Origin of the sequence: Caballeronia sp. LZ029 (genome assembly GCF_031451275.1) — a bacterium.
Classification (GTDB): Bacteria; Pseudomonadota; Gammaproteobacteria; order Burkholderiales; family Burkholderiaceae; genus Caballeronia; species Caballeronia jiangsuensis.
This window is the reverse complement of record NZ_JARUXO010000096.1, coordinates 21,781-44,847: the sequence shown is the minus strand read 5'-3', so window position 1 is coordinate 44,847 and position 23,067 is coordinate 21,781. Positions and strand designations below refer to the sequence as shown.

At 57.5% G+C, this 23,067-nt stretch carries 25 protein-coding genes and 1 pseudogene; 15 read left to right on the top strand and 11 right to left on the bottom strand.

Annotation, left to right across the window (positions count from 1 at the left end):
* Positions 1 to 130: 130 nt before the first annotated feature.
* A complete protein-coding gene (locus QCE73_RS37200) occupies positions 131 to 1,054 on the bottom strand; it encodes a LysR family transcriptional regulator (protein WP_309885829.1) in 924 nt (307 codons plus the stop codon).
* A 293-nt stretch (positions 1,055 to 1,347) separates the two neighbouring features.
* Between QCE73_RS37200 and QCE73_RS37195 the strand changes: the two genes are divergently transcribed.
* The 8 genes from QCE73_RS37195 (at position 1,348) to QCE73_RS37160 (ending at position 8,023) form a co-directional block, all read left to right on the top strand.
* Positions 1,348 to 2,229 (top strand): intradiol ring-cleavage dioxygenase, encoded by an 882-nt coding sequence (locus tag QCE73_RS37195; RefSeq protein WP_238294196.1) that lies wholly within the window; start codon positions 1,348 to 1,350, stop codon positions 2,227 to 2,229.
* Positions 2,226 to 2,576: a Dabb family protein gene (locus tag QCE73_RS37190; RefSeq protein WP_238294198.1), complete on the top strand. Its 351-nt coding sequence runs from the start codon at positions 2,226 to 2,228 to the stop codon at positions 2,574 to 2,576. Before QCE73_RS37195 ends, QCE73_RS37190 begins: the two co-directional genes overlap by 4 nt.
* Entirely contained in the window at positions 2,563 to 3,639 is a 1,077-nt protein-coding gene (locus QCE73_RS37185) for a maleylacetate reductase (protein WP_238294199.1), read from the top strand. Before QCE73_RS37190 ends, QCE73_RS37185 begins: the two co-directional genes overlap by 14 nt.
* Before the next feature lie 26 nt (positions 3,640 to 3,665).
* Entirely contained in the window at positions 3,666 to 3,950 is a 285-nt protein-coding gene (locus tag QCE73_RS37180; protein WP_029672618.1) for a YciI family protein, read from the top strand.
* Positions 3,951 to 4,096: 146 nt separating this feature from the next.
* A complete protein-coding gene (locus tag QCE73_RS37175) occupies positions 4,097 to 4,900 on the top strand; it encodes an SDR family oxidoreductase (protein ID WP_029672619.1) in 804 nt (267 codons plus the stop codon).
* A gap of 415 nt (positions 4,901 to 5,315) precedes the next feature.
* Positions 5,316 to 6,308, top strand: coding sequence for an inositol 2-dehydrogenase (iolG, locus tag QCE73_RS37170; protein ID WP_309885828.1), 993 nt, complete (start codon positions 5,316 to 5,318; stop codon positions 6,306 to 6,308).
* 98 nt (positions 6,309 to 6,406) lie between these two features.
* Positions 6,407 to 7,315 (top strand): LysR substrate-binding domain-containing protein, encoded by a 909-nt coding sequence (locus QCE73_RS37165; RefSeq protein ID WP_029672599.1) that lies wholly within the window; start codon positions 6,407 to 6,409, stop codon positions 7,313 to 7,315.
* Positions 7,316 to 7,846: 531 nt separating this feature from the next.
* Positions 7,847 to 8,023 carry a hypothetical protein gene (locus QCE73_RS37160; RefSeq protein ID WP_309885827.1) on the top strand — a complete coding sequence of 59 codons (177 nt, stop codon included), beginning with the start codon at positions 7,847 to 7,849 and terminating at the stop codon, positions 8,021 to 8,023.
* A gap of 292 nt (positions 8,024 to 8,315) precedes the next feature.
* On the opposite strand, the gene QCE73_RS37155 is transcribed toward QCE73_RS37160, so the two are convergent.
* From QCE73_RS37155 to QCE73_RS37145, 3 genes are all read right to left on the bottom strand, one after another.
* Positions 8,316 to 8,819 carry a hypothetical protein gene (locus tag QCE73_RS37155; protein WP_309885826.1) on the bottom strand — a complete coding sequence of 168 codons (504 nt, stop codon included), beginning with the start codon at positions 8,817 to 8,819 and terminating at the stop codon, positions 8,316 to 8,318.
* A 121-nt stretch (positions 8,820 to 8,940) separates the two neighbouring features.
* Entirely contained in the window at positions 8,941 to 9,363 is a 423-nt protein-coding gene (locus tag QCE73_RS37150) for an HU family DNA-binding protein (protein WP_309885825.1), read from the bottom strand.
* 280 nt (positions 9,364 to 9,643) lie between these two features.
* Complete coding sequence (locus QCE73_RS37145; RefSeq protein ID WP_309885824.1) at positions 9,644 to 9,994, bottom strand: hypothetical protein; 351 nt, start codon at positions 9,992 to 9,994, stop codon at positions 9,644 to 9,646.
* A 448-nt stretch (positions 9,995 to 10,442) separates the two neighbouring features.
* Between QCE73_RS37145 and imuA the strand changes: the two genes are divergently transcribed.
* From imuA to QCE73_RS37130, 3 genes are all read left to right on the top strand, one after another.
* Positions 10,443 to 11,159: a translesion DNA synthesis-associated protein ImuA gene (imuA, locus tag QCE73_RS37140; RefSeq protein ID WP_309885823.1), complete on the top strand. Its 717-nt coding sequence runs from the start codon at positions 10,443 to 10,445 to the stop codon at positions 11,157 to 11,159.
* A gap of 324 nt (positions 11,160 to 11,483) precedes the next feature.
* A complete protein-coding gene (locus QCE73_RS37135) occupies positions 11,484 to 11,678 on the top strand; it encodes a hypothetical protein (protein WP_309885822.1) in 195 nt (64 codons plus the stop codon).
* A 726-nt stretch (positions 11,679 to 12,404) separates the two neighbouring features.
* Positions 12,405 to 12,794 (top strand): response regulator, encoded by a 390-nt coding sequence (locus QCE73_RS37130; protein ID WP_309885821.1) that lies wholly within the window; start codon positions 12,405 to 12,407, stop codon positions 12,792 to 12,794.
* 36 nt (positions 12,795 to 12,830) lie between these two features.
* Here QCE73_RS37130 and QCE73_RS37125 read toward each other — a convergent pair whose 3' ends face one another.
* The 3 genes from QCE73_RS37125 to QCE73_RS37115 form a co-directional block, all read right to left on the bottom strand.
* Entirely contained in the window at positions 12,831 to 13,304 is a 474-nt protein-coding gene (locus QCE73_RS37125; protein WP_309885820.1) for a response regulator, read from the bottom strand.
* Between the two features lie 302 nt (positions 13,305 to 13,606).
* The gene (locus QCE73_RS37120) at positions 13,607 to 14,068 is read right to left on the bottom strand and encodes a response regulator (protein ID WP_309885819.1); all 462 of its coding nucleotides are present in this window, start codon (positions 14,066 to 14,068) and stop codon (positions 13,607 to 13,609) included.
* Between the two features lie 205 nt (positions 14,069 to 14,273).
* Positions 14,274 to 15,578, bottom strand: a complete 1,305-nt coding sequence (locus QCE73_RS37115; RefSeq protein ID WP_309885818.1) for a hypothetical protein — start codon at positions 15,576 to 15,578, stop codon at positions 14,274 to 14,276.
* Positions 15,579 to 16,286: 708 nt separating this feature from the next.
* On the opposite strand from QCE73_RS37115, the gene QCE73_RS37110 reads away from it, so the two are divergent.
* The 4 genes from QCE73_RS37110 (at position 16,287) to QCE73_RS37095 (ending at position 19,134) form a co-directional block, all read left to right on the top strand.
* Entirely contained in the window at positions 16,287 to 16,727 is a 441-nt protein-coding gene (locus QCE73_RS37110; protein ID WP_309885817.1) for a hypothetical protein, read from the top strand.
* Entirely contained in the window at positions 16,724 to 17,026 is a 303-nt protein-coding gene (locus tag QCE73_RS37105; RefSeq protein ID WP_309885816.1) for a cyclic-phosphate processing receiver domain-containing protein, read from the top strand. The genes QCE73_RS37110 and QCE73_RS37105 overlap by 4 nt, the downstream gene beginning before the upstream one ends.
* Positions 17,027 to 17,037: 11 nt before the next feature.
* Positions 17,038 to 17,772, top strand: a complete 735-nt coding sequence (locus tag QCE73_RS37100) for a hypothetical protein (protein ID WP_309885815.1) — start codon at positions 17,038 to 17,040, stop codon at positions 17,770 to 17,772.
* 501 nt (positions 17,773 to 18,273) lie between these two features.
* Positions 18,274 to 19,134, top strand: a complete 861-nt coding sequence (locus QCE73_RS37095) for a uracil-DNA glycosylase (RefSeq protein ID WP_309885814.1) — start codon at positions 18,274 to 18,276, stop codon at positions 19,132 to 19,134.
* A gap of 197 nt (positions 19,135 to 19,331) precedes the next feature.
* Here the strand turns inward: QCE73_RS37095 and QCE73_RS37090 are convergent.
* From QCE73_RS37090 to QCE73_RS37075, 4 genes and pseudogenes are all read right to left on the bottom strand, one after another.
* Positions 19,332 to 19,449 (bottom strand): annotated as a pseudogene (locus QCE73_RS37090) (DNA-binding protein); the annotation flags it as partial.
* Between the two features lie 274 nt (positions 19,450 to 19,723).
* A complete protein-coding gene (locus QCE73_RS37085) occupies positions 19,724 to 20,836 on the bottom strand; it encodes a hypothetical protein (RefSeq protein WP_309885813.1) in 1,113 nt (370 codons plus the stop codon).
* Positions 20,837 to 21,704: 868 nt separating this feature from the next.
* Entirely contained in the window at positions 21,705 to 22,151 is a 447-nt protein-coding gene (locus QCE73_RS37080; protein ID WP_309885812.1) for a hypothetical protein, read from the bottom strand.
* A gap of 266 nt (positions 22,152 to 22,417) precedes the next feature.
* On the bottom strand, positions 22,418 to 22,975 hold the full coding sequence (locus tag QCE73_RS37075; RefSeq protein ID WP_309885811.1) for a hypothetical protein: 558 nt from the start codon (positions 22,973 to 22,975) through the stop codon (positions 22,418 to 22,420).
* Positions 22,976 to 23,067 lie beyond the last annotated feature (92 nt).

The window sequence follows — 23,067 nt, the reverse complement described above, 5'->3', positions numbered from 1 at the left end:
GTGGCTCATCGTCTACGGCGACTGCGCCGCCCTTCGACTCCTCACCACCGGCCAAAACGATCGTCAACGACCGGCCAAAACAATTGTCGCTGCCCAGGTGATGCGCCGAACCCCACGCGGTGAGCCTCCTTCAAGTTGAAAAGGTCATCCAGCGTTCCTCAAGATTGAGGCTTTTCACGCGCTCAATAAGGAAGTCAGTGAAAACTCTAATTTTTGCCGGCTGGTAACGCCGGCTCTGATACGCCAAATTGATGGTCAGACGTGGTAGCTGCCAATCCTCGAGCACTGGGACGAGACGCCCTGACACGATGTCGTCGTGAATGATGTAGAGAGGCTGAACAACGATGCCAAGTCCCGCACGACCTGCCGCGACGATGACTTGGCCTTCGTTTGAATCCAAGGCACTGGTGATGGCTATATTGCGTTCTTCCTCTCTGCGACGCAGATGGAGCAGATAAGGGTCGACGGCCAAGTTGTAAACGAGCATCTTGTGTTGCTCGAGGTCCTCGGGGCTCTGAGGGCGACCGTGCTCGGCCAGATAGGCGGGTGACGCTGCCAATATCCGTCGCGTCTCGGCGAGCCGCCGGATGGTGATGCCTGAGTCTCCTTCGTGTTCCTTCGTGCGAATGGCGATGTCTATCCCGGCTTCGATGAAGTTTTGATACTGATTCGCCGCGACGATTTGTACCGAGAGATTCGGATATCGCTTGAGGAACTCGGGAAGCGCCGGAGCGATGTGCATCATCGCGAACGACACGGAGCTGGTGACCCGCAGGACGCCTCTTGGGCTGACGGCCTCTTCGGACGCGATTGAGTCAGCTTCAGCGAGTTCAGATATAACGGCCGTGCATCGACGATGGTATTCGCGGCCCGCATCGGTAAGCCACATGCGCCGCGTTGTACGTTCAATCAATCTGGCGCCGAGATGTTCCTCCAACGAGCTCAAGGTTCTGCTGGCTGCGGCATTAGACATGTCGAGCTGCTCAGCAGCTTTCGACAAGCTACCCAGGTCGGCGGTGAGCACAAACAGCTGCAATTGCGTCCAGCGGTCCATCGTATCTCTCTCGTCTGGTGCTGGTGGAAGAATCGAACAGGATTCTTCCACCCGTTGCGGGCCAATATGCCCCACGGACTTGAATAGATAAACCGACGCGAAATCGCCAATTTGTAGAATCAATTTCTACAATTCGCGGAGTGCAGAGTGCGGCCGTGAGGCGCGTCAGACACGCGACGCGCCTATTCTTCCGGCGAGAGGAAATGTCATTTCACTTGGGGGCATTTTATTTACGCGGGTGACGCTTTACCTTTCGTCTTCATACGCCTGAGCGCACAACGGAGACACGCACGATGCGCAACATCAACGAAGACACCATTACCCAAGCCGTTATCGCCTCATTCGCCGACTGCAAAAACGGAAGACTGAGGACCGTCATGACGAGTCTGGTTCAACATCTCCATGCCTTCGCCCGCGACGTCCAACTCACCGAGGACGAGTGGTTCAAAGCAATCAAATTTCTGACAGAAGTCGGTCATATCACCGACGACAAGAGGCAGGAGTTCATCCTGTTGTCCGACACGTTGGGACTCTCAATGCTCGTCATGTCCCAGAACAATCGCAAGCCTGCGAACTGCACGGAAGCGACGGTCTTCGGGCCTTTCTTCGTCGAGGGCGCGCCGCTCTACAGTAACGGCGACGACATCTCGAACGGAGCGAAAGGCGCTCCCTGCTATGTAAGCGGCCAGGTGCGTGGCGCAGGTGGCGAAGCCATTGGAAACGCGCTTCTCGATGTTTGGCAATCGGACGAAGACGGCTTCTATGACGTGCAGAACCAAGATGAAGCTGGCAATGTAGTCCATAGCGCGCGAGGTCGGTTGAGAACGGACGCGGAAGGCTTCTTCAACTTTCGTTCGATTCTGGCTGAGGCGTATCCCATTCCTCATGATGGGCCTGTCGGCCGCATGCTGTCGGCGGTCGGTCGCCATCCTTGGCGCCCTGCGCATCTGCATTTCATGATTGAAGCGCCCGGCTACGAGACGCTCATCACTCACGTGTTCCGGGACGGTGACCAGTATCTCGATTCGGACGTCGTGTTCGGAGTGCGCTCGTCGCTGATATCAGAGTGGAAGCGTCATGAGCCTGGCCTAGCCCCCGACGGGCGGCGGATTGATGTTCCGTGGTACTCGCTCGATTATGACTTCGTGCTCAACCCTTCGGAGGTGCGTGCATGATTCGGCACATCGTCATGTGGCGTGTTGCTGGTGACACGCAGGCGGAACGGCTCGCCGCGTCAAATCTGGTCAAAACCAAATTTGAAGATTTGCGCGGTCGCATCCCAGGAATGCTCTACCTCGAAGTCGGCCTTGACCATAGCCGAGTCGATTACGCCTGCGATGCCGTTCTCGTCACCGAGTTCGATTCCCAAGAATCGTTAGAAGCATATGCGTCTCATCCAGAGCATCTGCGCGTACGCAATGAACTCGGCGATTTGCGCACCGCGCGATTCCAGGTTGACTACCAAGCAGACGCTGGCCTGAGCGGTGAGCGTACAGCGGAGTTTTTTCATGCAAAAGCGTGAGTTTATTTATCAAGCACGAGCCGGTCGAGTGGTATTCGGACCGGGCAGTTTGCAGCACCTTGAGCGTGAGGTGCTGGAGCTGAAATCGGAGCGGGCGCTCATATTGTGTAGCCCGGAGCAGAAAGAAACTGGCGAAGCCGTGGCGGCTCGTCTAGGTGCACGGGCCGCTGGAGTATTCGACCGGGCGGTCATGCACGTGCCGCTCGAGTTGGCAAAGGAAGCTCGCGCGCTGGCGCGCGAACTAAAGGCAGATTGCGCAATCGCTGTTGGTGGCGGCTCGACCATTGGGCTTGGCAAGGCAATCGCGTTGGAGTCCGACCTGCCAATTCTTGCGGTGCCGACGACCTACGCCGGCAGCGAGATGACGCCCATCTATGGCATCACCGACGGAGGATTAAAGAAAACCGGTACAGACCTGAGGGTTCTACCGAAGACCGTGATTTACGATGCCGACCTGACGATGTCGCTCCCGGTCGCCCTGTCGGTCACCAGTGGAATCAACGCAATCGCTCACGCAGCCGAAGCGTTGTATTCCCGTGATGCAAACCCCGTGACCAGCTTGATGGCAGAAGAAGGCATTGCCGCTCTTGCCCGCGCGTTGCCGGCAATCGTCGCCGACTCGCGAGACGTTGAAGCTCGCGCCGACGCGCAATATGGTGCCTGGCTCTGTGGAACGGTATTGGGCAGCGTTGGAATGGCCCTTCATCACAAGTTGTGTCACACGCTCGGTGGCAGCTTCAACCTTCCTCACGCGCCGACGCACACTATCGTCCTGCCGCACGCGCTCGCGTACAACCGGCAAGCGGCACCCGAAGCAATGAAACGCATTGCACGCGCGCTGGGTTCAGACGACGCCGCGACGGGTATCTACGAACTCGCGAAACGCTGCGGCGCACCGCTCGCGCTCAAAGATGTCGGCATGTCGGCTGAGGACGTTTCGAAGGCCGCAGACATAGCCAGCTCAAACCCGTATTGGAATCCGCGGCCGATTGAGCACGACGCGCTGCTCGGTCTATTGCAAGATGCGTTTGACGGTGTCGCTCCGAGTGCGACATCGGCCTGACCCAAGAACCGAAGCAAGGAGACAACATGCATTTCACCGTCTATTGCCTCGACCATCCGAATATGGTCGAGCGTCGCCTTGAAAATTACGATGCCCACAAGGCGTATCTGCAGACAGCGCCGGTGAAGACACTCATCTCCGGTCCGCTGACGAAGTCGGATGGGCAAACGATGATTGGCAGCTTCTTCCTTTACGAGGCCGATGGCATCGAAGAAATCCAGAATTTCGTCGATACAGACCCGTTCAACAAAGCAAGAATCTGGGCCTCGGTCGATATCAGGCCATTCATCAAGCGGGTAGACAACCGCTAAGACCATTGCTTCATTGCTTGTCAAAGTGCTCCTCGCCGTAAGCCAGGAGCGGGGAGCGTTCGTCCTCGAAGAAGGGCAAACCGGATAGCGACGCTCTCAAATTTTCTAGCGTTCGCACCGACACATAACATCAGGACGGAGACATCATGCAGACAGGCCTCGACGGGAAGATTGTGCTCATCACGGGTGCAGCGCAGGGCATCGGACGAGCTACGGCACTCGGGTTTGCGCGCGAAGGCGCACGGCTTTGCCTTATCGACATCGATGGCAACGCGCTGAAAGAAGCCGAGTCCGAACTCAGAGCGCTTGGCACGAATGTGACGATTGCACGGGCGGATTTGTCGACCGCAGAGGGGGTCAAAGGCGGTATCGATACTGCCCTGAAGTCCTACAACGGCCAGGTCGACGTGCTCGTCAACAATGTCGGCGCCGGGAAGGTCCGCACATTCGAAGAACTCTCGGATGAAGACTGGGATTTCACGATGAATCTCAACTTCATGAGCTACGTGCGGACGTGTCGTTACTTGCTGCCCGTGCTGCGAAACCGTGAAAAGGCGGTCATCATCAACAACGCATCGGACCTTGCACGGCAGCCTGAGCCGGTACCGATTGACTATTCGGCGTCCAAGGCTGCGGTGCTTGCGCTGACAAAAGGCCTTGCTCGTGCCGAGGCGCCGAAGATTCGCGTGAACGCTGTCGCACCGGGACCGGTCTGGACGCCTTTCTGGACGAAGGAAGGCGGCTTCGCAGATACGATGGGCAAGTTCCACGGCATGGCGCCCAAGGACGCGGTCGAGCATGAGCTGTCCTTGCGACACTTGCCGCTCAACCGTCTGGGGCAGCCCGATGAAGTGGCCAACGTGATTGTGTTCATGGCCTCAGACCTCGCGTCGTTCGTCACTTCTGCGGTGTGGGGTGTCGACGGCGGCAGTATCCGCAGCCTTATTTGAACGGGCCGGATAGCGAACGGCCTTCTCGTACGAACTGCCCAGAGGACAAGCGTATGTCGGCCCATGACCGCTTTCTTGCTTCTAATGTGTCGCCCAAAGAGCGAGCGTTTCTCGTTGAAGCGCTGGAATTGTTGATGCGTGAGCGCTCCAACGCGTTGCGCATTGCAACAGCGGTGGCCGCGGCGCGCGGCGACCGGCTTCCCGATGTCCAGGACTTCGGCCTCGACGACATCCTTCGTCTAAGCAGACAACTCGCTGACGGCGCTGGTTCTGACCCACACGAGAATTGGTTGGGAGCACCGGCACCGGTGAAGACACGGGCAAATACAAGTCGACGACGGACGTCCTAGGCTTCTTAAAGCAAGTTTGAACAGTCGGAGCACGTTGATGCGTCGACGAATAATTGGAGACTCAAATGCTACGAATTGCCGTTCTCGGTGCAGGCCGCATCGGAAAAATCCACGCCGCTAACGTTGCTGCCGACCGTCGAGCGAAGCTTGTCGTCGTTGCAGACCCGTACAAGGATGGTGTCGAGGCGCTTGCGGCTGACCTCGGTTGCGATGCTTCGCTCGATTGCAAGTCCGTCGTTGACCGCGAGGACGTCGATGCCGTCATTGTGGGGACCCCCACCGACACCCATATCGACCTGACATTGCAGGCCGGCCGGCTGGGCAAGCCCGTGCTTTGCGAAAAGCCCATCGACCTCGATATCAACCGCGCACTGGCGGCTGTCGAGGAAATTGAGCGCCTCGATGGTCGGGTCATGCTCGCCTTCAACCGTCGATTTGACCCGGACGCAATGCGCCTGAAGCAGGCTATCGATGAAGGCGAAGTCGGTGATGTCCGTCAGGTCATCATCACCAGCCGCGACCCGGGTCTTGCTCCGCGCGAATATCTTCGCCACTCCGGCGGCATCTTCCGCGACATGACCATCCACGATTTCGATACGGCTCGCTGGATGCTCGGCGAGGACCCAGTCGAGGTGATGGCAATGGGTATCCGTCTGGTCGACCCGGGCCTTGAAGAGCTTCCGGATTACGACAGCGTGATGGTGTTGCTTCGTACGGCGTCGGGCAAGCAGTGCCATATCAACGGTTCGCGTCAGGCTGTGTACGGCTTCGACCAGCGTGTTGAAGTCTTCGGTTCGAAGGGCATGCTACTGAACGAGAATCATCGCCCATCGAGCCTGCGTCGCTGGACGAGCGAAAGGACGGAGGCGCGCGAGCCGCTCCTCAACTTTTTCCTCGAGCGACACGCTGACTCATACAGAGTCGAGCTCGACCGTTTCCTGACGGCGCTCGAGCAGAACGCACCAATGCCGGCAACGCCCAGGGACGGTATCCGCGCACTGCGCATTGCGAACGCGGCTATCGAGGCAGCCAATTCCGGTTGCGCAGTTAAAATCTGACAATCCGGCCGCTTCACTTGGCCTTTCGGCCGCACCGGGTTGACAATGACCGGCTTGCTGCCTTATACGAGGAATAAAACTCTTCAATAGGGCTGGTCATGGCGCAGGTCGACAGTTTCAGTGGGATTGTTATCTTCGTCACGGCGGCACGTTCGCGCAGTTTCACGGACGCTGCCGAGCAACTTGGGCTGACAAAATCCGCTGTAGGAAAAGCGATAGCGAAGCTGGAGGAGCGCCTGGGCGCTCAGCTGTTCCATCGCACAACCCGGAGCATTTCCCTCACTGCCGATGGTGAGGCCTACTTCGCCGCGTGCGCCTCCGCGCTCGACGAAATTTCAACGGCAGAAACCGCGCTCGGACCGGAACTTCATCGTCCTGTCGGTCGGCTACGCATCGACATGCCGGCAGCATTCGGGCGCCGCATACTCGTTCCAATCCTGCTCGACATCGCGCGGAAGAATCCCGACCTGCAGTTCAAGATGACGTTTTCGGACCACCTCATCGACCCGATTGAGGAAGGCGTCGACCTTGTTGTCCGTTTCGGCGAACTCCAAAGTTCAAGCGGCCTCGTCGCACGTCGACTTTCCAGCCAACGCATGGTCATTGCGGCATCGCCCGACTATCTCGCACAGCATGGGACGCCAGTCCAGCTTGAGGACATCGATAAGCACTCTTGCATCGTCGGGTATCGACGAGGGCAACCCCTTTCATGGCGAGTACACATCGGTGGGGAGGCAAAGCGTATCTCGCCCCCAGGAACCCATCAAATAAGCGATGGCGACTCTATCATAGAGGCGGCACTTGCTGGCATGGGGCTCTGCCAGATGCCGATGTCGCTGCTCCGGCCGCACTTGGAAACAGGGGCGCTGCGCTCAGTGCTTGACGACATCTCAAGCGAACTCATTGACGTGCATGCCGTTTGGCCGAAGGTGGCGCATTTGCGGCCCAAGGTACGTCATGTGGTCGACACGCTCGTGGAACTGGGCGAACGGGGCCGATTGGACTAACGGCCCATTACTCTTCGGGTACGCAAATGCAGGGGATGGCATCTCCGCCAGGAACCGGTCACATTTAAATCTCCTACGCTACAGAAGAGAAAAGAGCTTCTTTCCGATTACAACGCCTTATCCGTAACCCAAGAAGAAGTCTCTTTGACAACTCAGATGGTGAAGCGCGCCTTCGGCGATAGCACTTTCACGGAACGACTCGCGTGCGTCAGCGCCACGTATCAGTTTTGCCGAGAGGTACGGGCATCATGCGTGATGACGACGTGTTCAAACTCTAGGCCCTTCACAAGCGGCGCTGTCTGGTCTGAGACTGCAGCCTTCGCCTTTGCATAGACAGCCGCCAACTTTTCTCTCGTGCTGTCGGACATCGGTCACGGCGAAAAAGGGGCTCACCGGCCGTAAGGAATCGGTCGGAGCGGCAACGATTAGGCTTTAGGCAACTGGGACGATTTCTGCGGCGGCAAATATAAGGTCAGGGAAGTCGAAAACTTCACAGAGCCCGCAGATATGTTTGGGGAAAAAATATCGCAGGTGAACTACACCTACGAAGTAGACGGCGTGCCGGCGTGGACGAAGGGTTCGTCTCTTCAAGCGCAGTTCCCGAACTTAGTGACCGCCCTTGCTCCGACCGCCGCGGATAAGGCAGTGCTTGTTGCGACGAATGACGGGTGGATGCACGAGATGCTGTTTAAAAAGCGCGGCGGGTAGGGCGTTGCGAGGTCAGCAGAACGGTCGGAAACTCCGGCCGAGCGGAGCGGCGCTTAATCGGACGCGAGCACCTCGACCGTGCAAAGCGCGATGACAAATGCAACGGCGACGGTCTGCGTTTGACCTGCGCCCACTATCGGCTCGACTTCGAAAAGCTCCATTTCAATTTGTCGCTTGAGTCGTGCACCGAGATACCTCTATATTGACCATGCGCCCCTAGTGAGGGACGTGCCCTCTCTTGGCCCGTCGTCCGCGGCGGGCATTTTTCAAAGCTCTTGCAAAGTGCGACATGTTACCGTGCAGAACGCGCGAAAGGGTTGATAGGCTGAACCTTGTCGCCGTCTTTCACGCGCTCGAGCATCTGAACCTTTGCCCAGTCTGCCGTCAATGCTTCCAGCTCACGGACGACATTTGATTCCAAGGCCTGCAAGCCAGCATCACCTTGGAAGTTCGATTTGAATGCATGGAGGAGTCGATGTTGAAGGAGGCGGGTTACGCCCCCGATTCGCTCTTGCGTGTCCGAATCGGTAAACATCGTCGACTGCGGCGAGAACGGGTCGTAGTAAAGCAGATGGGAATACTCGCTGTTCACGGCAACCTTGGGCTCATCACTGACTAGCAATGCGCCAAGCAGTTGAACCGAGCCCTTCATGCCCTTGGGAGTTTTGAACACCCATACCCGTTTGGGTAGCCGGTCCTTGAGTTCGAGAATCTTTGTGTTATTGGAACCAAAGTAGCCGACCTGCCCATCCCTTAGGTTCTGTTCCAGCTTCTGCCAATAATAGAAAATATCCATTCGATTCCGCCTGTACATGCCTCACTGTCTGCGTCGCTCGTCGCGTGCCGACATAATGTAACCAAGCCAATGCGAAGAAGCCCGCACGGAGCGGGCTTCTAGTCAACAAGACGAATGAGCGTTAGGCAGCGGCGTCCTTCAGTTTCTTCAACGCACGCACCTTCAACTTCACTGTGGCCGGCTTGGCATCAAACCACCTGTCCTGACCTGTGAACGGGTCCTTACCAAAGCGACGCTTCTTTGCTTCCACTTTCTGCGCGTTGATTTTGAGCAGCCCGGACAGCGTGAACTCGCCCAGCCCTTTCTTGTTTACAGCGCCCAGAATCGTGTCTTCGAGCGCTGCCAACACCGCCTTCGCCTGCTTCGGCTCGACGCCGGCTTGCGCAGCCACATGAGTGATGAGCGACGCTTTGGTGAAGGTGTCTTTCACCGGCTTAAGTGTTGCGCCGGCCGCCGCTGCCTTCTTCGCAGGTGCTGCTGACTTCTTCGCTGCGGTCTTTGTTGCAGCTTTCTTGGCTGTAGGTTTTGCGGTCTTCGTTGCCATGTGCATCCTCTATGTCGTAGTCTGAGAGACGCTTAAGACGAAGCACCCCGCAGCATCGAGCGCCCGGCACATACGTCGTCTTAAGCTGTCGGCAAGCGTAGCAACGGTTCGTGCGCTATGCAATCTGAAAAGCGCTTAAAACAAGGGCTTTTCTGCGCTTATGTCTCGAATACAACGTCAAGACGTGACCGGAGGAGCGCACGCGACGCAGTTCGACCGGTTTTCGGACCCAGAAAGCCTGCAATGATTGACGCCAACGTTGTGCGCGCTCGACCTTACATCACCGCTCGTCAAGCAAGAGCCATTCGACTACATCAGCAGTGTAGTCACGCGGCCATGTGGATGCGAGTGTCTCCACTGCCTGTCTGGCCGGCGTTATCGGCAGTCCCTCGTTGCAGGGAATTCCACCGTGCAGAGCTTCAAGGGTACTCTGCGCGCAAACCAACTGGTCCAGCGCTCGCCGGAGTCGCTCCCTCATCGCATCGCTGAGCCCGAGCTCTCGTGCGACCACTTCAACGTCGCTCGCCGCATCTGCCAAGAGAAGCTGCAAAAGCTTCAGCAGCCTTTCCGGCAATCCACCCGCGGGACCGCCGTCCGACACCGCGTCTCGGTTTTCATGAAAGTCATCCATGCAACCAGATAGCGAGCGTCATTTATATGCGCGCAGACCGGCCGAGCCGCTGACGGGTCTTGCCAACATCGAGTTGGGCATTGAGACGCGCGGCGTCCCAATGCCCAACTAAATTCGCCCTTGGCGGCAAAGAGCGTTACGGCGACGCCGGCAAATTGGTCGAAACAGGGGAGAGTGGAAATGAGAATGTTGGCAACAATTGGGCTGCTGCTGCTCGTTGCGTCGTGTAGTCGCGGAGAGGATGACGGGTCATGGAGCTACGTGATGGCGCATCCCGAGAGCCGCTCACGCGAGTTTCAAACCGAGAACATGATTTGCGTTGTGTGGGTGCCGCGAGGGATTGGCGACCCGGCGCTTTCTTGCGCAAAGAAGTGACGCTCGACCGACAGCTACGAACTGTCGGCCTTCAACGGAAATCCACCGCGATTCTCAATAGCGCTTGCAATCTATGCCGGCCCTTCGAAAAAACATAGAGGAGCTTCACCCATCGCTGTGGCGGGGGTCACAACTTGCCCGCGCCTATGGAAAGACTGTCGAGACCGGCTACTCCAAGCTTTCGGCGGAGCTACCCGGCGGTGGCTGGCCCGTCGGTTCACTCGTCGAACTGCTCGTTCAACAGCCCGGCGTCGGCGAAGTACGGCTGCTTCGTCCAGCTCTTGTTGCTGTCAGCACGCGACCACTCGTCTTGCTTCAACCTCCGCATGTCCCCAATGTTCTCGCGCTCGCATACTTCGGTCTCCCTGCGGACAAATTCATGCGGCTCCGAGCGCCTAAAACCGCTGACGCCCTCTGGTCGGCCGAACGCGTACTGAGTGCCGGTACTTGCGGGGCATTGTTGTTTTGGCAGCAACACATCCGACCGGAATCGCTCCGACGACTTCACCTCGCGGCTCAGTCGACCGAGACGTTGTTCGTGCTCATCAGGCCACTTGCGTGCGCGCAGGACGCGTCGCCGGCTACTTTGCGACTTGCGGTCAGGCCCGCCGACGGCGGAGTCGATGTCAATGTCGTCAAGCGAAGAGGGCCTACGCGAAGCGAGAACCTATTCGTTCCGCTTCAGCCATCGCCTGTGCTTCTCAGTCCCCATCGCCGCGCACGCCGCCACGCTCCCGCTTCGGACATTGCGGCGGCGAAGCTTTCAGCAGACAGCGCGGCGGCTCGCTAAAAAGTTCCTCCGATTCTTCGTCTTCAGCCTTAGCGGCGGGCCAAATGCTGCGAGCATTCTTGCGTATTTGCACGAACCGCATTGTCAGTAGCAACAGAAACCATATCGAGTGTCGCCGTCCATCCGACACATTGCTAGCACGACCGGATGACCCAGAGCGCACGGCCCCCGAGTTTTTCGCTGCAAAACAACAGGTTACGCCATCAAGGATGTCTAATTGGGACGTGGGCACAGAACGTGACTAGGACTCAGCGAGCGGCGCTGTCAACCGCTTTCATCCGAAACTCGGCCCTTTGCCGCAACCCACGTTCATGGTGAACCGAAATGAGCACACTAACGATTGTCGACCTGCCGTGCCAGGAAAGAGAACTGACTCGCGCCGAGATGGCGCACGTCGTCGGCGGGCACGATATCGAGAAGGAGAAGGCACTTGTCGAAGCCTATCGCGTCATCGCCTCGATGAACGCACTGGAGAATGAGCCGGACCCCGCCCCCCCTCACGTTGGGATGAAACTGTAGTCTCGGCACGACCGAGACCGTGAGTCATACGTTCTCAGCAACCGGAGCGGTCGCCCGTCTCGAAGGACGCGACCGCTTCTCTCGAGGGGCCGACCGGCGAGTGATGCTGCTGGCGCGCTAATCTCACGAGGCCTATTTTCTGCCCATTGCCGCGCGACCCTGCGGCGTTACGCTTAAGCCGCGAACACCACGGCTGGAACTTTCTCGACTTGCGTGAATGTGCGGACAAAGCGGTATCGCTGGTCGCCAATCTGGATTTGATTCAGCCCGGAGGACGTCAGCATTAACATTTCGTCCGTGAGCGCACGTGGAATCGTCCCCACCTTGCGTAGTTTTTCACGCGCCTCGGAGGGGTCGCCAAGATAGACAGTACACACCTCGGGAACGTGCCGAATTAGGACCACACTTGTCGCCACGTCGAGCGCGCGCTCGAGACATTCTGCAAGCGTTCGAAGCGCTTCGGGACTCTCTGGGCGACCATCCACAGCCGTCTTCTTCCCACCTGACATTGAGACCTCCCAAGTCGAACTACGCCGTATCCCTTCGCCCAAGCAGAGTATGCCGTCAAATCAAGATAGCATGCGTCGCTTAGCAGTGTCACAGGCTGGCCGCGCGTCAGCGATACGCAGGGGAAACCCACTTAAAAACAGCGCTTTCGGCGCATCTTTTGTGGCACGGCCGTTGCGGTCAGCGGCTGAGTCGAGACGCAACCTGATGGTATCAACCATGTCCGCCCTGCCTCCAAATCAAGCTAAGAAACTCACGGTCCTCCTCATCGACGACGAGGTGGACATATGCGCTGTTTGGTCGATGGTTCTGGAGATGGAGGGTATGACTGTAGTAACCGCGCCTAACGGGCTAGACGGGTTAATGAAAGCGAAGTCTTGCAGCCCGGACGTTGTCATCTGTGACTTCATGATGCCCGGCATGAACGGGCTAGAAGTCTGCGCCGCCATTAGAGCAGAGGACGCCCTTCAGAAAGCATCGATAGTGCTATGGTCTGCGGCGAGGGGCATTGACGGCAAGGGCCTGGCAGACTTGGTCGTCGAAAAGCCGGTCGACACAGAGCAGTTCATCGAGCATATCCACGCCGTAGCCCTCCGAGGCCGCAGTTAGCGCCACCTGAACGACGCTGCTGTCAAAGCCGTCACCTCACGATTCGGATTTGTGAACTCGCTGTCGGAACTCGGGCGGGCTCTCATTCAAAGAGCCCCAGACGGCCTTGATATTCGCGATGTTTCGCGTGTACTCAGTGAAATCTGTCGGCTTGACGACGTACGCACTGATACCAAGGTCGTACGCTCGAACCACGTCTTGTTCTTGGACCGAAGACGTGAAGGCGACGACCGGTATGTCGCGGAGTGCGTCGCTTTCGCGCATCGCTTTCAGGACCTCGAGCCCGGTGACGCGCGGCATTTTTATATCAAGTAGCACAAATTCTGGGTCGTGCCCCACACGACCTGCAAATTCCCATTCACGGAGAAGATAATCGAGTGCCTGCTGACCGTCTCTCAATGCGACGACGGGTTGCGTCGTATTTGCCCTCTCGAAGGCAATCTGAAGTAACTCCAGGTCACTCTCATCATCTTCGACGACGACTATCGGGCGATTCGTACTGTTTTCCATTCTTTTTTGTCTAGCTGGCGGCGGTCGCTCGCAGAGGGGGCGCAAAAGACGCATGCCTCGTTCAAGAGTGTCTGCATCCAGCGGCGCGCGAATGGATGCGACGGTCGAGCACATTGTGCACGCAGTGAAAATTGTTCGCACGTGCAATTTTTACTATCGCGCGAACATGGCTGCCGGAAACGGAGGGCGCGGAAAGTCGTTCGGTGCAACTCGTTTTGCAAGTGGCGATGACAATCGTTCGTCGCCGACGGTCAATTTATGTCTTGTGAACCGGCTGCCGTCCCGTACGCTTTGCGTCGGCTCTATGCCACTCCACCGACTTGCGCAGTTGGGAATCTCGGAGGCTGTTTGTTGAGCCGGCCCCAGACCGACAGTATGTTGCCAACGTCGTGTTTCAACTCCTCGAAGGAGGTCGGCTTTTGAACGAAGGCATTCGCGCCAAGCTCGTAAGCGCGTTCCAAGTCCTGTGCAAGCCGTGACGAGGTAAGCACGACGACTGGTAACTTTCGAAGCTCGGGCGTTGCTCTCAAAGACTCAAGCATCTCCAAGCCTGATACACGTGGCAACTTCAAATCTAACAACACGAATAGTGGGTCCCGCTCATCGCGGTCGTGGAATTCGCCTTCGTACTTCAAATAGCTGAGGGCCTGCTGCCCGTCGTGAACCACCATCACTGGCAACCTGTTGTGGCAGCGCTCAAGCGCGGCCTGTAGCAGTTCGACATCAGCACTGCTGTCGTCCACGACCAAAATGGGGCGTTCCATCTTTTGTCTGTATCGAGCGGATGTGTTCACGTCCGCGCAAGAACCGGACCGGCCCTCGCATCGGAATTGACTGTCCGCACGAGTGCAAGGGTTCAGGCCGCATCAACGTTTCCGCGCGTAACCTATCAGGCGCTCACTTCTACGGCTACTGAGGCGGACGTCGAGCGGTGACGCTTGGAGTAGGCCTCGACCACGTCGGCGTCTCTCACCGTTGCTTCACAATGACACTGTTGGCACTGCCTGACTGGCTCACGGCGGCGAAATTACCCGTGCCAACCTGATTGACGCTGGCGATGTTTGAAGTACCGAGTTGGTTCAGGTATGCGCGATTGCCGGAACCCGACTGTATAGACTCGACGTTGTTGCTCGTTCCGTTCTGGGACAGCAACAAACTCTCTTCGAATCCGCTTTGCGATGCCGTCACCGAGTTCGAGGTCCCGTCTTGCAGCGAACCGAAAGTCGAGGAGGAAGATGTGGTTTGCGTAAAATTCGCGACGTTGTTGGTTCCGGTCTGGATGGACCTTAACGCGTTATTGTTGCCGCCATCTTGCAAGGATGTGAGGCGATTCATCCAGCCACCCTGGTTGACGAGGGTGTGGGCATTCGACTCGCCGTCTACCTGGAAAACGTACGCAACGTTTGAACCGAATCCCGTTTGACCGATGCTTACGCGGTTGCTGAAGGCATTGTCTTGATTAACGAAGGCAACATTGAACTCGCCGGCGCCAACCTGAGAAATGTTCGTGCGGTTGTATCCGCCGTTGTTCGCATGAACAACTGCCGACTCCGTCCCGCTCTGGTATATGTTGATGATGTCGCCGGTCTCCGCCGAGTGATACACGCGGGCGTCGGTCGAGCCGCCGGTCTGCTGGATGGCGATGTTATTGCCGCCAAAGCGATTGATTTCAACGTACGCGTAGCCGTTGCTCAAGCCTTGGCTAATTTGCACGCCATTGCCGACAGTTTCGGTCTCCATGACCTCCGCGCGAGCGCCTGACACCTGCCCTGCAGAGCGCGATGTGCCTTGGTCAATACCAACGAAGTTGCCGGAAGTGCGAGTCTGAGTGATGGTCGCAGTATTGCCAGCACCGACTTGACCAATCCGACTCGAATCGTCCTTGGCGTCACTCTGCGTGACCGCCGCTTGGTGGTTGTCGCCAACCTGCAGCACAGCATTCTTCGTGTCGAATGCCCTATCCTGGGTGACGGTGGCCGTGGATGCTGACTGGCCACCAGCATCTGGCAGCGCCGTTTGCACGATTGAAGTCCAGTTGCCCCCGCCTGCCTTCGACGTGACCTTCGCCACCGCGCCGTTGCTCGACTGGAAGACCGAAACAGCGTCATAGGATGAAGCTTGTTGGTCGACCGTCGCCCTGTTGCGGTCGCCAGTCTGTGTGACTGCGGCTTGCTCGCCAATTGACTGAGAGCTCGCCGGTGCGTCCTCCGCCATTACGTTGCTTGACGTGAACGCCATGAATCCAAGCGCCAATACGGATGCCTTGACTTTCACAGGACTCCCCTCCTAACTTTTATTCGTCTATCGTGCTCCGTTGGGCGGAGTCTCCGTGAACCGTCAGTCTGGCAGTTCGTGAACGATAGTAAGAGCAAGCCGTTGGAGCCGTCAGACGTTTTTCGTTGATGTGTGGCGTGGCGCTCCTTTCTGGCGTCGTGTGTTGGGTTCTTTCCACTACAAGGCTCAACTGATTTGTTCGTTCAGACGAGTGGGGTCCGGCTCCGACCGAAAGTGGGATGAAGTAGCACTTAAGCGAACAGGTCGATTGCCGTTAACTGGGTTGCCACGGTGTGGCCGTCGGCACACATGTGCTGACGAACGACAATTCGGAGACTCTATGAAAAGAATCGCTGCGGTCATCGTTGCTTTGCTGTGCGTCGCCAACGTCGCCCATGCTTGTCCTAAGGGTGAACATCCTCACGGTGGTACTGGCTCTCATCACAAGGGCGGATACTGCTCCTGACCTTCCGCCGGTCAACGTCCGCTTTTGCAAGCTTTCTCAAGGGTGACGGAGCGTCCCGCCGAGCGATTCGGCGGGAACGGAGTATCTCCCCGAATTGCGCCTGAATGCGATTGTTGAAAGCTACGCTCCCGGAATTTGACTGCTGCGACGAATCGGGACGCGCCCTGTCTCGGTCGGCGACTAGACTGCGTTCATTCAGTGCACCAGCGGTTGGCGCCGCGGCATCAAGGAGATGAATGAGCATGGCAACTTCTTACCAAGGTCGTTACTGCGGCGTTTGCGAGCATAAACTTCCCCACAACTACTTCAGCCTGTCGAAGCGTAGCCAAACTATGACCGTCGGCGAAGCCGGCGCCGTCTTGGTGTCAGATGACGACTTGCTCACAGATTTTTGCAGCCAAGCATGCGCTGATTACGCCGAGGCAGCGATTTCCTCGACGTTGACGTCGGCATATCCGACTGCTGCCAAGACGGTGCCTTGTTCGCTCTGCCTGCGCCCCGTCGACCGAACGGCACCGCATGTCTCTGTAACCATGACGCAATCCGAAGACGCTTCGGAGCCGTGGCTCGTTTCTGCGCGAGTTGTTGAAGAACGTGAACTGGCTGTCTACTGCCATAGTTGCGCAAAGCCTCGGCACACATCGGACACTTTTGATGAGTCGGAGTTGGGTGTGGCTGTATGAAGGTCTTCCTCGACGACGAGCGGGTCACGCCCGAGGGCTGGACTCGCGTCTACTGGCCAAGCGAGGCAATCAGGTTGCTCGAGACCGGAGCCGTCGAAGAACTGAGTCTTGACCACGACTTGGGCGATGACGAGCGCGGCACCGGCTACGACGTCGTTTTGTGGATTGAAGAAGCCGTCGCGCTTCGAGGTTTCCAGCCGCCCAAAATCTTCGTACACTCTGCGAACAGTTCGGCGCGCACGAAAATGGAATCAGGCGTACTCGCCATCGAACGCCTTGTACTCAAACAAAACAGATAACAACTACTGCTATGGACCACCTCGATTTGTCGTTTGACCACCTGTTTGAAACCCGCCAGCAAATCAAATGGTGGCCTTGGGTAGGCAGCGAATTCTCAAAGTCTGCTGTCAAAACAATGATACTTGGCGAGAGCGTGTACCGATGGACCGAAGGCGAAGCGTTCGACAAGCGTTACGCACTAACTTCGGGTCTGCGCGTTACTCATAAGAACCATGCACTGAAGTTCGACCGGGACTCACGCTACGTCCGCAACATCGAACGCGCAATATTCCAGAGGCGCAACCCAAGCGATACCCAGAAGCAATCGCTTTGGTTATCCGTTGCTTACCATAACCTAGTGCTCGATTTTATGAAGTCGGTAAAGCGTCGGCCGACGGAGGAGCAATATCAAGCGGGATGGACCGCCGCGTTAGACTTGTTCGACGTTATGGGCGTGGAGCAGTGCTTGGTCTTCGGAGTAGAGTCACTCAACGCACTTCGGCTGGCCTCGCGCGAAGAAGGGCTGCACTTCAGCGGCGAGCGACATCCGACGAAAGTTGGCCGATTCTGTGCTCGCTCTGCATTGGTCCACACGAAGAGCGGAAGGGCGGTGAAGCTTTTGTTCGTTCGGCATCCGAGCAGCTTCTTCAGCTGGCGGAAGTGGGCGCCGGTAGTTCGAGATGGGCTCGACTGGGAGTTCGCCGACGCTCGGCCGCTCGCCGAGGCACACATCTTAGCGCAACTTCCTTCAACAGCGGCCGCTTAGGGCACGGCTACATCAAGTGCCCGTCGGAACGTCTCGCGATATCGGTAGGCGAAAGCAGATGGAGAAGTCTGAGCAGAAGAGCAGCGAAGCTGCTGCGGTCGAACGCGTTGCGAACGCGGCTCGAGAAGTCCAGCTGGCATCGCAGGCTCTCGAAAACCAGTTCATGTAGGGACGGAAGCTGCTAGCCGGACATTGCTGCTCGCTCGCCTGACTGCAGCCATCTTTGAACTTCAGGCAGCGCGCGATGCACTCGACGCACTTTCTGGCTCGGAAACCTCTCCACTGAATCTGCGCTTCGCAGTGGGTTTGCCGCAGTGAAATGCAAATGAAGCGTGGCTAACGAGGAAGGGCGCGTCTCGAACTCCCACGGATTACGGCACGTGCCGACTCCTGCGACGGGCAAGCGGAGTCGTGTGGTGGTCATCGACTTGCACACATACCGGCGCAGCACTATGGCCTAATAGCGGACGGCTTCGAACAACAACACGACGAGAACGCGCGATGGAACAACTTTGGGAAAGCGTCGACCGACCAAAATCTCTCGGAGACCCCGCGGTCAAAGGTGCCCGCATCGGGCAGTTGCATGAACCTCACGTCGCACCTCTCACGGCATACGTCGAGGAATTACGTCTAGAGGCAGGCCCCGGGGCACAAATACCAGACTTCGACCCATGGGACGCCGGAGTGCGCGCCGAGATTTTGTTCCTTCTGGAGGCACCGGGTGCTCGCGCCGTAGCGTCGACGTTCGTCTCCCGCAATAATCCTGACGAGACGGCAAAGAACATGTTTCTCCTTCACCAGGATGCGGATATCCCTCGCACCCGCTCACTTCTCTGGAACGTGGTGCCGTGGTACATAGGCGACGGGGCTCGAATTCGCGCTGCGACGCCGCAAGACTTGGAACAAGGGCTCAAGCCGCTTCCACGTCTCATCCAGATGTTGCCGAATCTTCGGGCGATTGTCTTCATGGGCAAAAACGCTCAGCAGGCGCAGTCGCAGGTCGCCGCTCTCCGGCCTGATTTGAGGTTGTTCCCGTGTGCCCACCCGAGTCCGAAGGTCCTCAATACACGACCAGGAAATCGTGAAGCCATTCTTGGTGTACTTCGAGAAGCCGCGGCTTTTCTGGACCAGTTGCCCAGCCCATCGCTTTTCGTAGCTCAGCCCCCGCGGCCCGCCCCCGTGGCGCTGCAGCCGTTGACGCGCGAAGAGCAAGTTGCCCAGCAAATCGCGCAGGTGCTTCAATCTCTGAAAAATGCGGAGAAGGACGGGCAGGTGACCCACACCACCAGTCCGTCTTTTGCGCGGGAGATTGCCGTCCTGGAACGGGCCTTGAATCTTCTAGGCGTTGACGTACGCATCTAGTGAGAACCACATTGGTGGACCGGCGGGCTAAAACAGCCTGTGCTGTATCTAAAACAATGACGCAGTGCGTCATCCTAATGGGACGCCTTTGCAACCATACCGCGCAGTGCAATACGCGGCCCCAAGGCGTCAGTCCGAGAAGCAGATACGAAGAAGCCAGCACGAAGCGGGCCGTTTGCCACGGCGACAACGAACGCCTACGCCGCCGTGTCCATCAGCTTCGTCAGCGGCGCGCAGCTTGCGCCGCACGGCTGCCGGCTTCGCGTCAAACCAGCGCTCCTGACTCGTGAACGGGTCCTTGCCGAAGCGACGCTTCCAAGACAACGCCCCTTGAGTTGGGCTAGAGCTTGGATAACCATCTTCCCCGGCTAGGACTCCGCGCTCACAATCCGGTTGACTCTCTATCTCGTGTGTTCGGTACTGCCTCTAACTCCACACACTCGCGGGCTAGATTCCCAGAACCTTTATCGTCGCGTCAATCGCGGCGTTGATGAAGAGACCTACTGCGTGCACGTCTATGCTTTCGTGGCCCGCAGGTAAGACGCAGGGCCGGCTAGCAGCTAGACCGGCCGCTTCCTTCCCTGTCCTGCTAGTTGTTGCGATAGTTCAGCGTCGCGGGGTCGCTGTTCTTGAAAATTAGGTACCACCCCGACCCGATGGCGCCCCCTGCCTTGATAGTCGGAATCACGACATCGCACAGCTTGGTCGTCGTGTCGCACCGACGGACCTCGCCAGTCGTTTTCTTGTCAGTCCCGGTGATGGGAATGTACAGCTTTCCGCCCGGTCCGAAGATGATTGCCTGAGCATACGACCTAGGCGTCGCGTTTTGCTTCGATAGCGGTAATTTGTCAAGTAGACCGCCAGTTGTGGCGTCGAGCTTGAGGACTTTGTCGGTATCTTTCGGGTCGGCCTGAAAGCTCGTGACCCACAGTTTGCCCGCATTATCGAAAACCAGTCCCTCCGGACGGTGCAAGTCTGTGACCGTGCCATTCGATGCGATGAGTTTGACAAATCTTCCGGTGGTCCTATCAAACCGCAAAATGTTTCCTTTGAGCGGGTCAAAATGCGCATCATTTGGGTCAAGGCATCCAGCCGACGAGACATACAAGTCGCCGTCTGGTCCGAAAACGACGCCTCGTGGGTGAAAGACGTCGGTGAACGTGCCGAGGTCTAAGTTGCCCAAAAAGGTGCCAGCGTCGTCATACCGTTTCACGCTGCCGTTAGCACATGATGACTCGCCGACCATATCCGCCACATAGTACGAGTTGTCCGGTCCGCCGCGCACGATGCCACGAGGCGCGAACGGTGCGTTCGGGGTATTGGCGGAAACAAGATTAGTGAGATGCGCGCCCGTCGCGCCGTCGAAACGCAAAATCTCTCCAGTCGAATTGGAGTTGACGTTCTGGTTGACAAGCAAGAACTGCCCGTTTGTGAAAATCATCCCCATGGGCCCGTTCAGCCCATTAGCGCCCGCCGGAACAAAGGCGCCCGCGTAGGTCCCGGTCGCAACATCAAATTGCTTGACGGAGCTATCTACGGCGTCACCGACGAACAATGCTTGTGCGTTGGACGAATGCCCAATCAACAGTCCACCTAACCCAATCACCGCCGAGAGCAGCACGGAGCGCAATGCTCCTTCGATTGACGGACGACTTGCATGCAGGCAGACAGGGCGCGAAAAACCGACGGAAAATGCAATCATTTGGTGCCTCCATTTGTTTTTACTACTTGGTGTGGCAACAAGCGCGTGAGGTAGCCGGAGCAGCAACTCGAAAACACCACTAACCTTCGGCTGACCGGCTAGAGTTCGAATGGTCGACAGTTCCGGCAGGACCTGAGTTGCTGTCCCCGCCGCATGCGGTCAATGTTGTGGCGACGAGTAGCGCGAATGTCGATATCAAGATTCGTCTCAGCGTGATGTCCAAGTCTTTCATCTCGACCCCCAGCAGAAGCGTTATCGGTGAGAAGTTCACTTCTACCCTCCTTGGTTATAGTAAGGTATGCAAACGACATAGAGGCGGTGAAACGCGTGCGTCCCTGGAGTTAGCAAACATCGCGTTATATTCTTGGTTGGAGTAGATATGAAATCTAGAAATGGAGTCGGCGTTCGTCAAGCTGAAATGATTCTTAACCATGGAAACGTTTCGTATTCTTGTTTGGCAAAGGCCGATGCGGGGTGACGCGATATCCGGTGGTGAAGCAGCGCCGCAGCGCTTCGAACACTCTGTGAAGGGAGCGCTCCGCGCAAAACGGAGCGCGCCATTGGCCTGCTACGTTTCTTGCCGATATGCCCGATTCACAGTCGATGCGCTTGTCTTAGGCATCCTAGCTGGCCAAATGCACGACCCCACGGCGTGAGAGTAATGTTCCTGTAAGTCATCCGAATCGATGTCAGATGCCTGAACGGGCAGCGCGGGGGAATGACGTCGTCCGAATCCGCTGCAGACCGACAAGTTCCTCGCTCGTCGAGAGGGCGCAACTTGCTGTCGGAGCGTGAGGATGGCGACACGGTCCATACCTGCTCCCGAAGGGGAGCCTTGGCGACGATGCTAATACATGTCAGGCAGGCGTCACGGTTCTATCGTGAGCGGCTCAGGATATTCCTGTGTGAGGGGGAAAGTGCTTTCCGAGGAAAACGCCTTTTTAATGTCCCCGTTCTGAGTGATTTGGCCGCACACGTTGAGGTTCGGAGCTTGTCGCTTCGAGCCCGCATGAAGTGTTGTGCTGTCGGCGTCACCCGCCACATAGAGGACGACGTCGGCGCCTACTCTGACAGCCGTCGCCGGCCGAGCCCCATTGGACGCGTCAATTATTGGTGGCCCACTGCAATCAGACGACGCATAGTAGACGATATTTGCAGATGCCCACCGGAACTGAGTAGCGGATGAAGTCGCGCTATCTCTCACCCGTTCGATACTCACAAATGCAACGGCGCCGTCAATGGTTAAATAGACGCCATTTCCGAGGTTGCTCAAGTGACCAACGTACTTGCCTTGGGCATCGTAGACCTTCGGCATCTGTCGTTCGTGCCCGTGCGTGCCGGAACTTTGGTCGCGCGAGTCGCCGGCGTAGGCAGGTATAGCCACGAAAAGCGACACCAATACGAGTAGACAACGCATCATTTCCTCCGTGACGGTTCAGTTACGCAAACCTAGGTAGCAAGGCGCGCGCGGTGTCGGGTATCTCTAGACGGAGCCATTCATCAATCAACGACAGAAACAATCGCACAAGATGTGGTAATGCGGTGGACGCAGCCACCAAGGCAGTTGTCACGGCCTGCCACTCATGGACGTATCGTCAGTGGCTCGGGATATTCCTGTGAGAGGGGATAGGTGGCCTCCGTGGCAAACACCCGGTCGAACTGGACGTCCAAGGAAGCGCACAGCACATCGAGGTTTCTAGGAACTCGCTGAGAACGCGCCTGCAGTGTTGTGCTGTCGGCTCCGCCAGCAACGTAAAGCACAACATCGGTGCCTACTCTGACGGCCGTAGATGGCCGGCCAAGCGCATCGTAGGATTGAATTATTGCGGGCCCACTGCAATCAGAAGACGCGTACGCGGCGAAATTCCCGCCCCACCACTGGAACTGAGTCGCGGATGCGGTCGTGTTGTCCGACACCCGGTTGATACCCACAAAGGTAGCGGCGCCATTGATTGTCAAATAGACGCCGTCGCCGGAAGCGCTTCCCACCAGAAGTCCGACGTACTTGCCTTGCGCATCGTAGACCTTAGGTCCCTGCCGTTCGCCGCCATGCCGGCCGGCCCCTTGGTCGTGCGAGTCGCCGGCATAGGTCGATACAGCGGCGCAAAGCAACGCCAACACGAGTAGATAACGCATCATTTCCTCCGCGGCATTTCAGTGACGCAATACACGTACAAAGGGCGCGCGGCACCGGGCGGCTGTAGACGGAGCCAATCAACAATCAACACCGA

Excerpts from the sequence above, each read along its gene's own strand:
- QCE73_RS37200 (WP_309885829.1), bottom strand. The coding sequence starts at position 1,054 with ATGGACCGCTGGACGCAATTGCAGCTGTTTGTGCTCACCGCCGACCTG.
- QCE73_RS37195 (WP_238294196.1), top strand. The coding sequence starts at position 1,348 with ATGCGCAACATCAACGAAGACACCATTACCCAAGCCGTTATCGCCTCA.
- QCE73_RS37190 (WP_238294198.1), top strand. The coding sequence starts at position 2,226 with ATGATTCGGCACATCGTCATGTGGCGTGTTGCTGGTGACACGCAGGCG.
- QCE73_RS37185 (WP_238294199.1), top strand. The coding sequence starts at position 2,563 with ATGCAAAAGCGTGAGTTTATTTATCAAGCACGAGCCGGTCGAGTGGTA.
- QCE73_RS37180 (WP_029672618.1), top strand. The coding sequence starts at position 3,666 with ATGCATTTCACCGTCTATTGCCTCGACCATCCGAATATGGTCGAGCGT.
- QCE73_RS37175 (WP_029672619.1), top strand. The coding sequence starts at position 4,097 with ATGCAGACAGGCCTCGACGGGAAGATTGTGCTCATCACGGGTGCAGCG.
- iolG (WP_309885828.1), top strand. The coding sequence starts at position 5,316 with ATGCTACGAATTGCCGTTCTCGGTGCAGGCCGCATCGGAAAAATCCAC.
- QCE73_RS37165 (WP_029672599.1), top strand. The coding sequence starts at position 6,407 with ATGGCGCAGGTCGACAGTTTCAGTGGGATTGTTATCTTCGTCACGGCG.
- QCE73_RS37155 (WP_309885826.1), bottom strand. The coding sequence starts at position 8,819 with ATGGATATTTTCTATTATTGGCAGAAGCTGGAACAGAACCTAAGGGAT.
- QCE73_RS37150 (WP_309885825.1), bottom strand. The coding sequence starts at position 9,363 with ATGGCAACGAAGACCGCAAAACCTACAGCCAAGAAAGCTGCAACAAAG.
- QCE73_RS37145 (WP_309885824.1), bottom strand. The coding sequence starts at position 9,994 with ATGGATGACTTTCATGAAAACCGAGACGCGGTGTCGGACGGCGGTCCC.
- imuA (WP_309885823.1), top strand. The coding sequence starts at position 10,443 with ATGCCGGCCCTTCGAAAAAACATAGAGGAGCTTCACCCATCGCTGTGG.
- QCE73_RS37135 (WP_309885822.1), top strand. The coding sequence starts at position 11,484 with ATGAGCACACTAACGATTGTCGACCTGCCGTGCCAGGAAAGAGAACTG.
- QCE73_RS37130 (WP_309885821.1), top strand. The coding sequence starts at position 12,405 with ATGTCCGCCCTGCCTCCAAATCAAGCTAAGAAACTCACGGTCCTCCTC.
- QCE73_RS37125 (WP_309885820.1), bottom strand. The coding sequence starts at position 13,304 with ATGGAAAACAGTACGAATCGCCCGATAGTCGTCGTCGAAGATGATGAG.
- QCE73_RS37120 (WP_309885819.1), bottom strand. The coding sequence starts at position 14,068 with ATGGAACGCCCCATTTTGGTCGTGGACGACAGCAGTGCTGATGTCGAA.
- QCE73_RS37110 (WP_309885817.1), top strand. The coding sequence starts at position 16,287 with ATGGCAACTTCTTACCAAGGTCGTTACTGCGGCGTTTGCGAGCATAAA.
- QCE73_RS37105 (WP_309885816.1), top strand. The coding sequence starts at position 16,724 with ATGAAGGTCTTCCTCGACGACGAGCGGGTCACGCCCGAGGGCTGGACT.
- QCE73_RS37100 (WP_309885815.1), top strand. The coding sequence starts at position 17,038 with ATGGACCACCTCGATTTGTCGTTTGACCACCTGTTTGAAACCCGCCAG.
- QCE73_RS37095 (WP_309885814.1), top strand. The coding sequence starts at position 18,274 with ATGGAACAACTTTGGGAAAGCGTCGACCGACCAAAATCTCTCGGAGAC.
- QCE73_RS37085 (WP_309885813.1), bottom strand. The coding sequence starts at position 20,836 with ATGATTGCATTTTCCGTCGGTTTTTCGCGCCCTGTCTGCCTGCATGCA.
- QCE73_RS37080 (WP_309885812.1), bottom strand. The coding sequence starts at position 22,151 with ATGCCGAAGGTCTACGATGCCCAAGGCAAGTACGTTGGTCACTTGAGC.
- QCE73_RS37075 (WP_309885811.1), bottom strand. The coding sequence starts at position 22,975 with ATGATGCGTTATCTACTCGTGTTGGCGTTGCTTTGCGCCGCTGTATCG.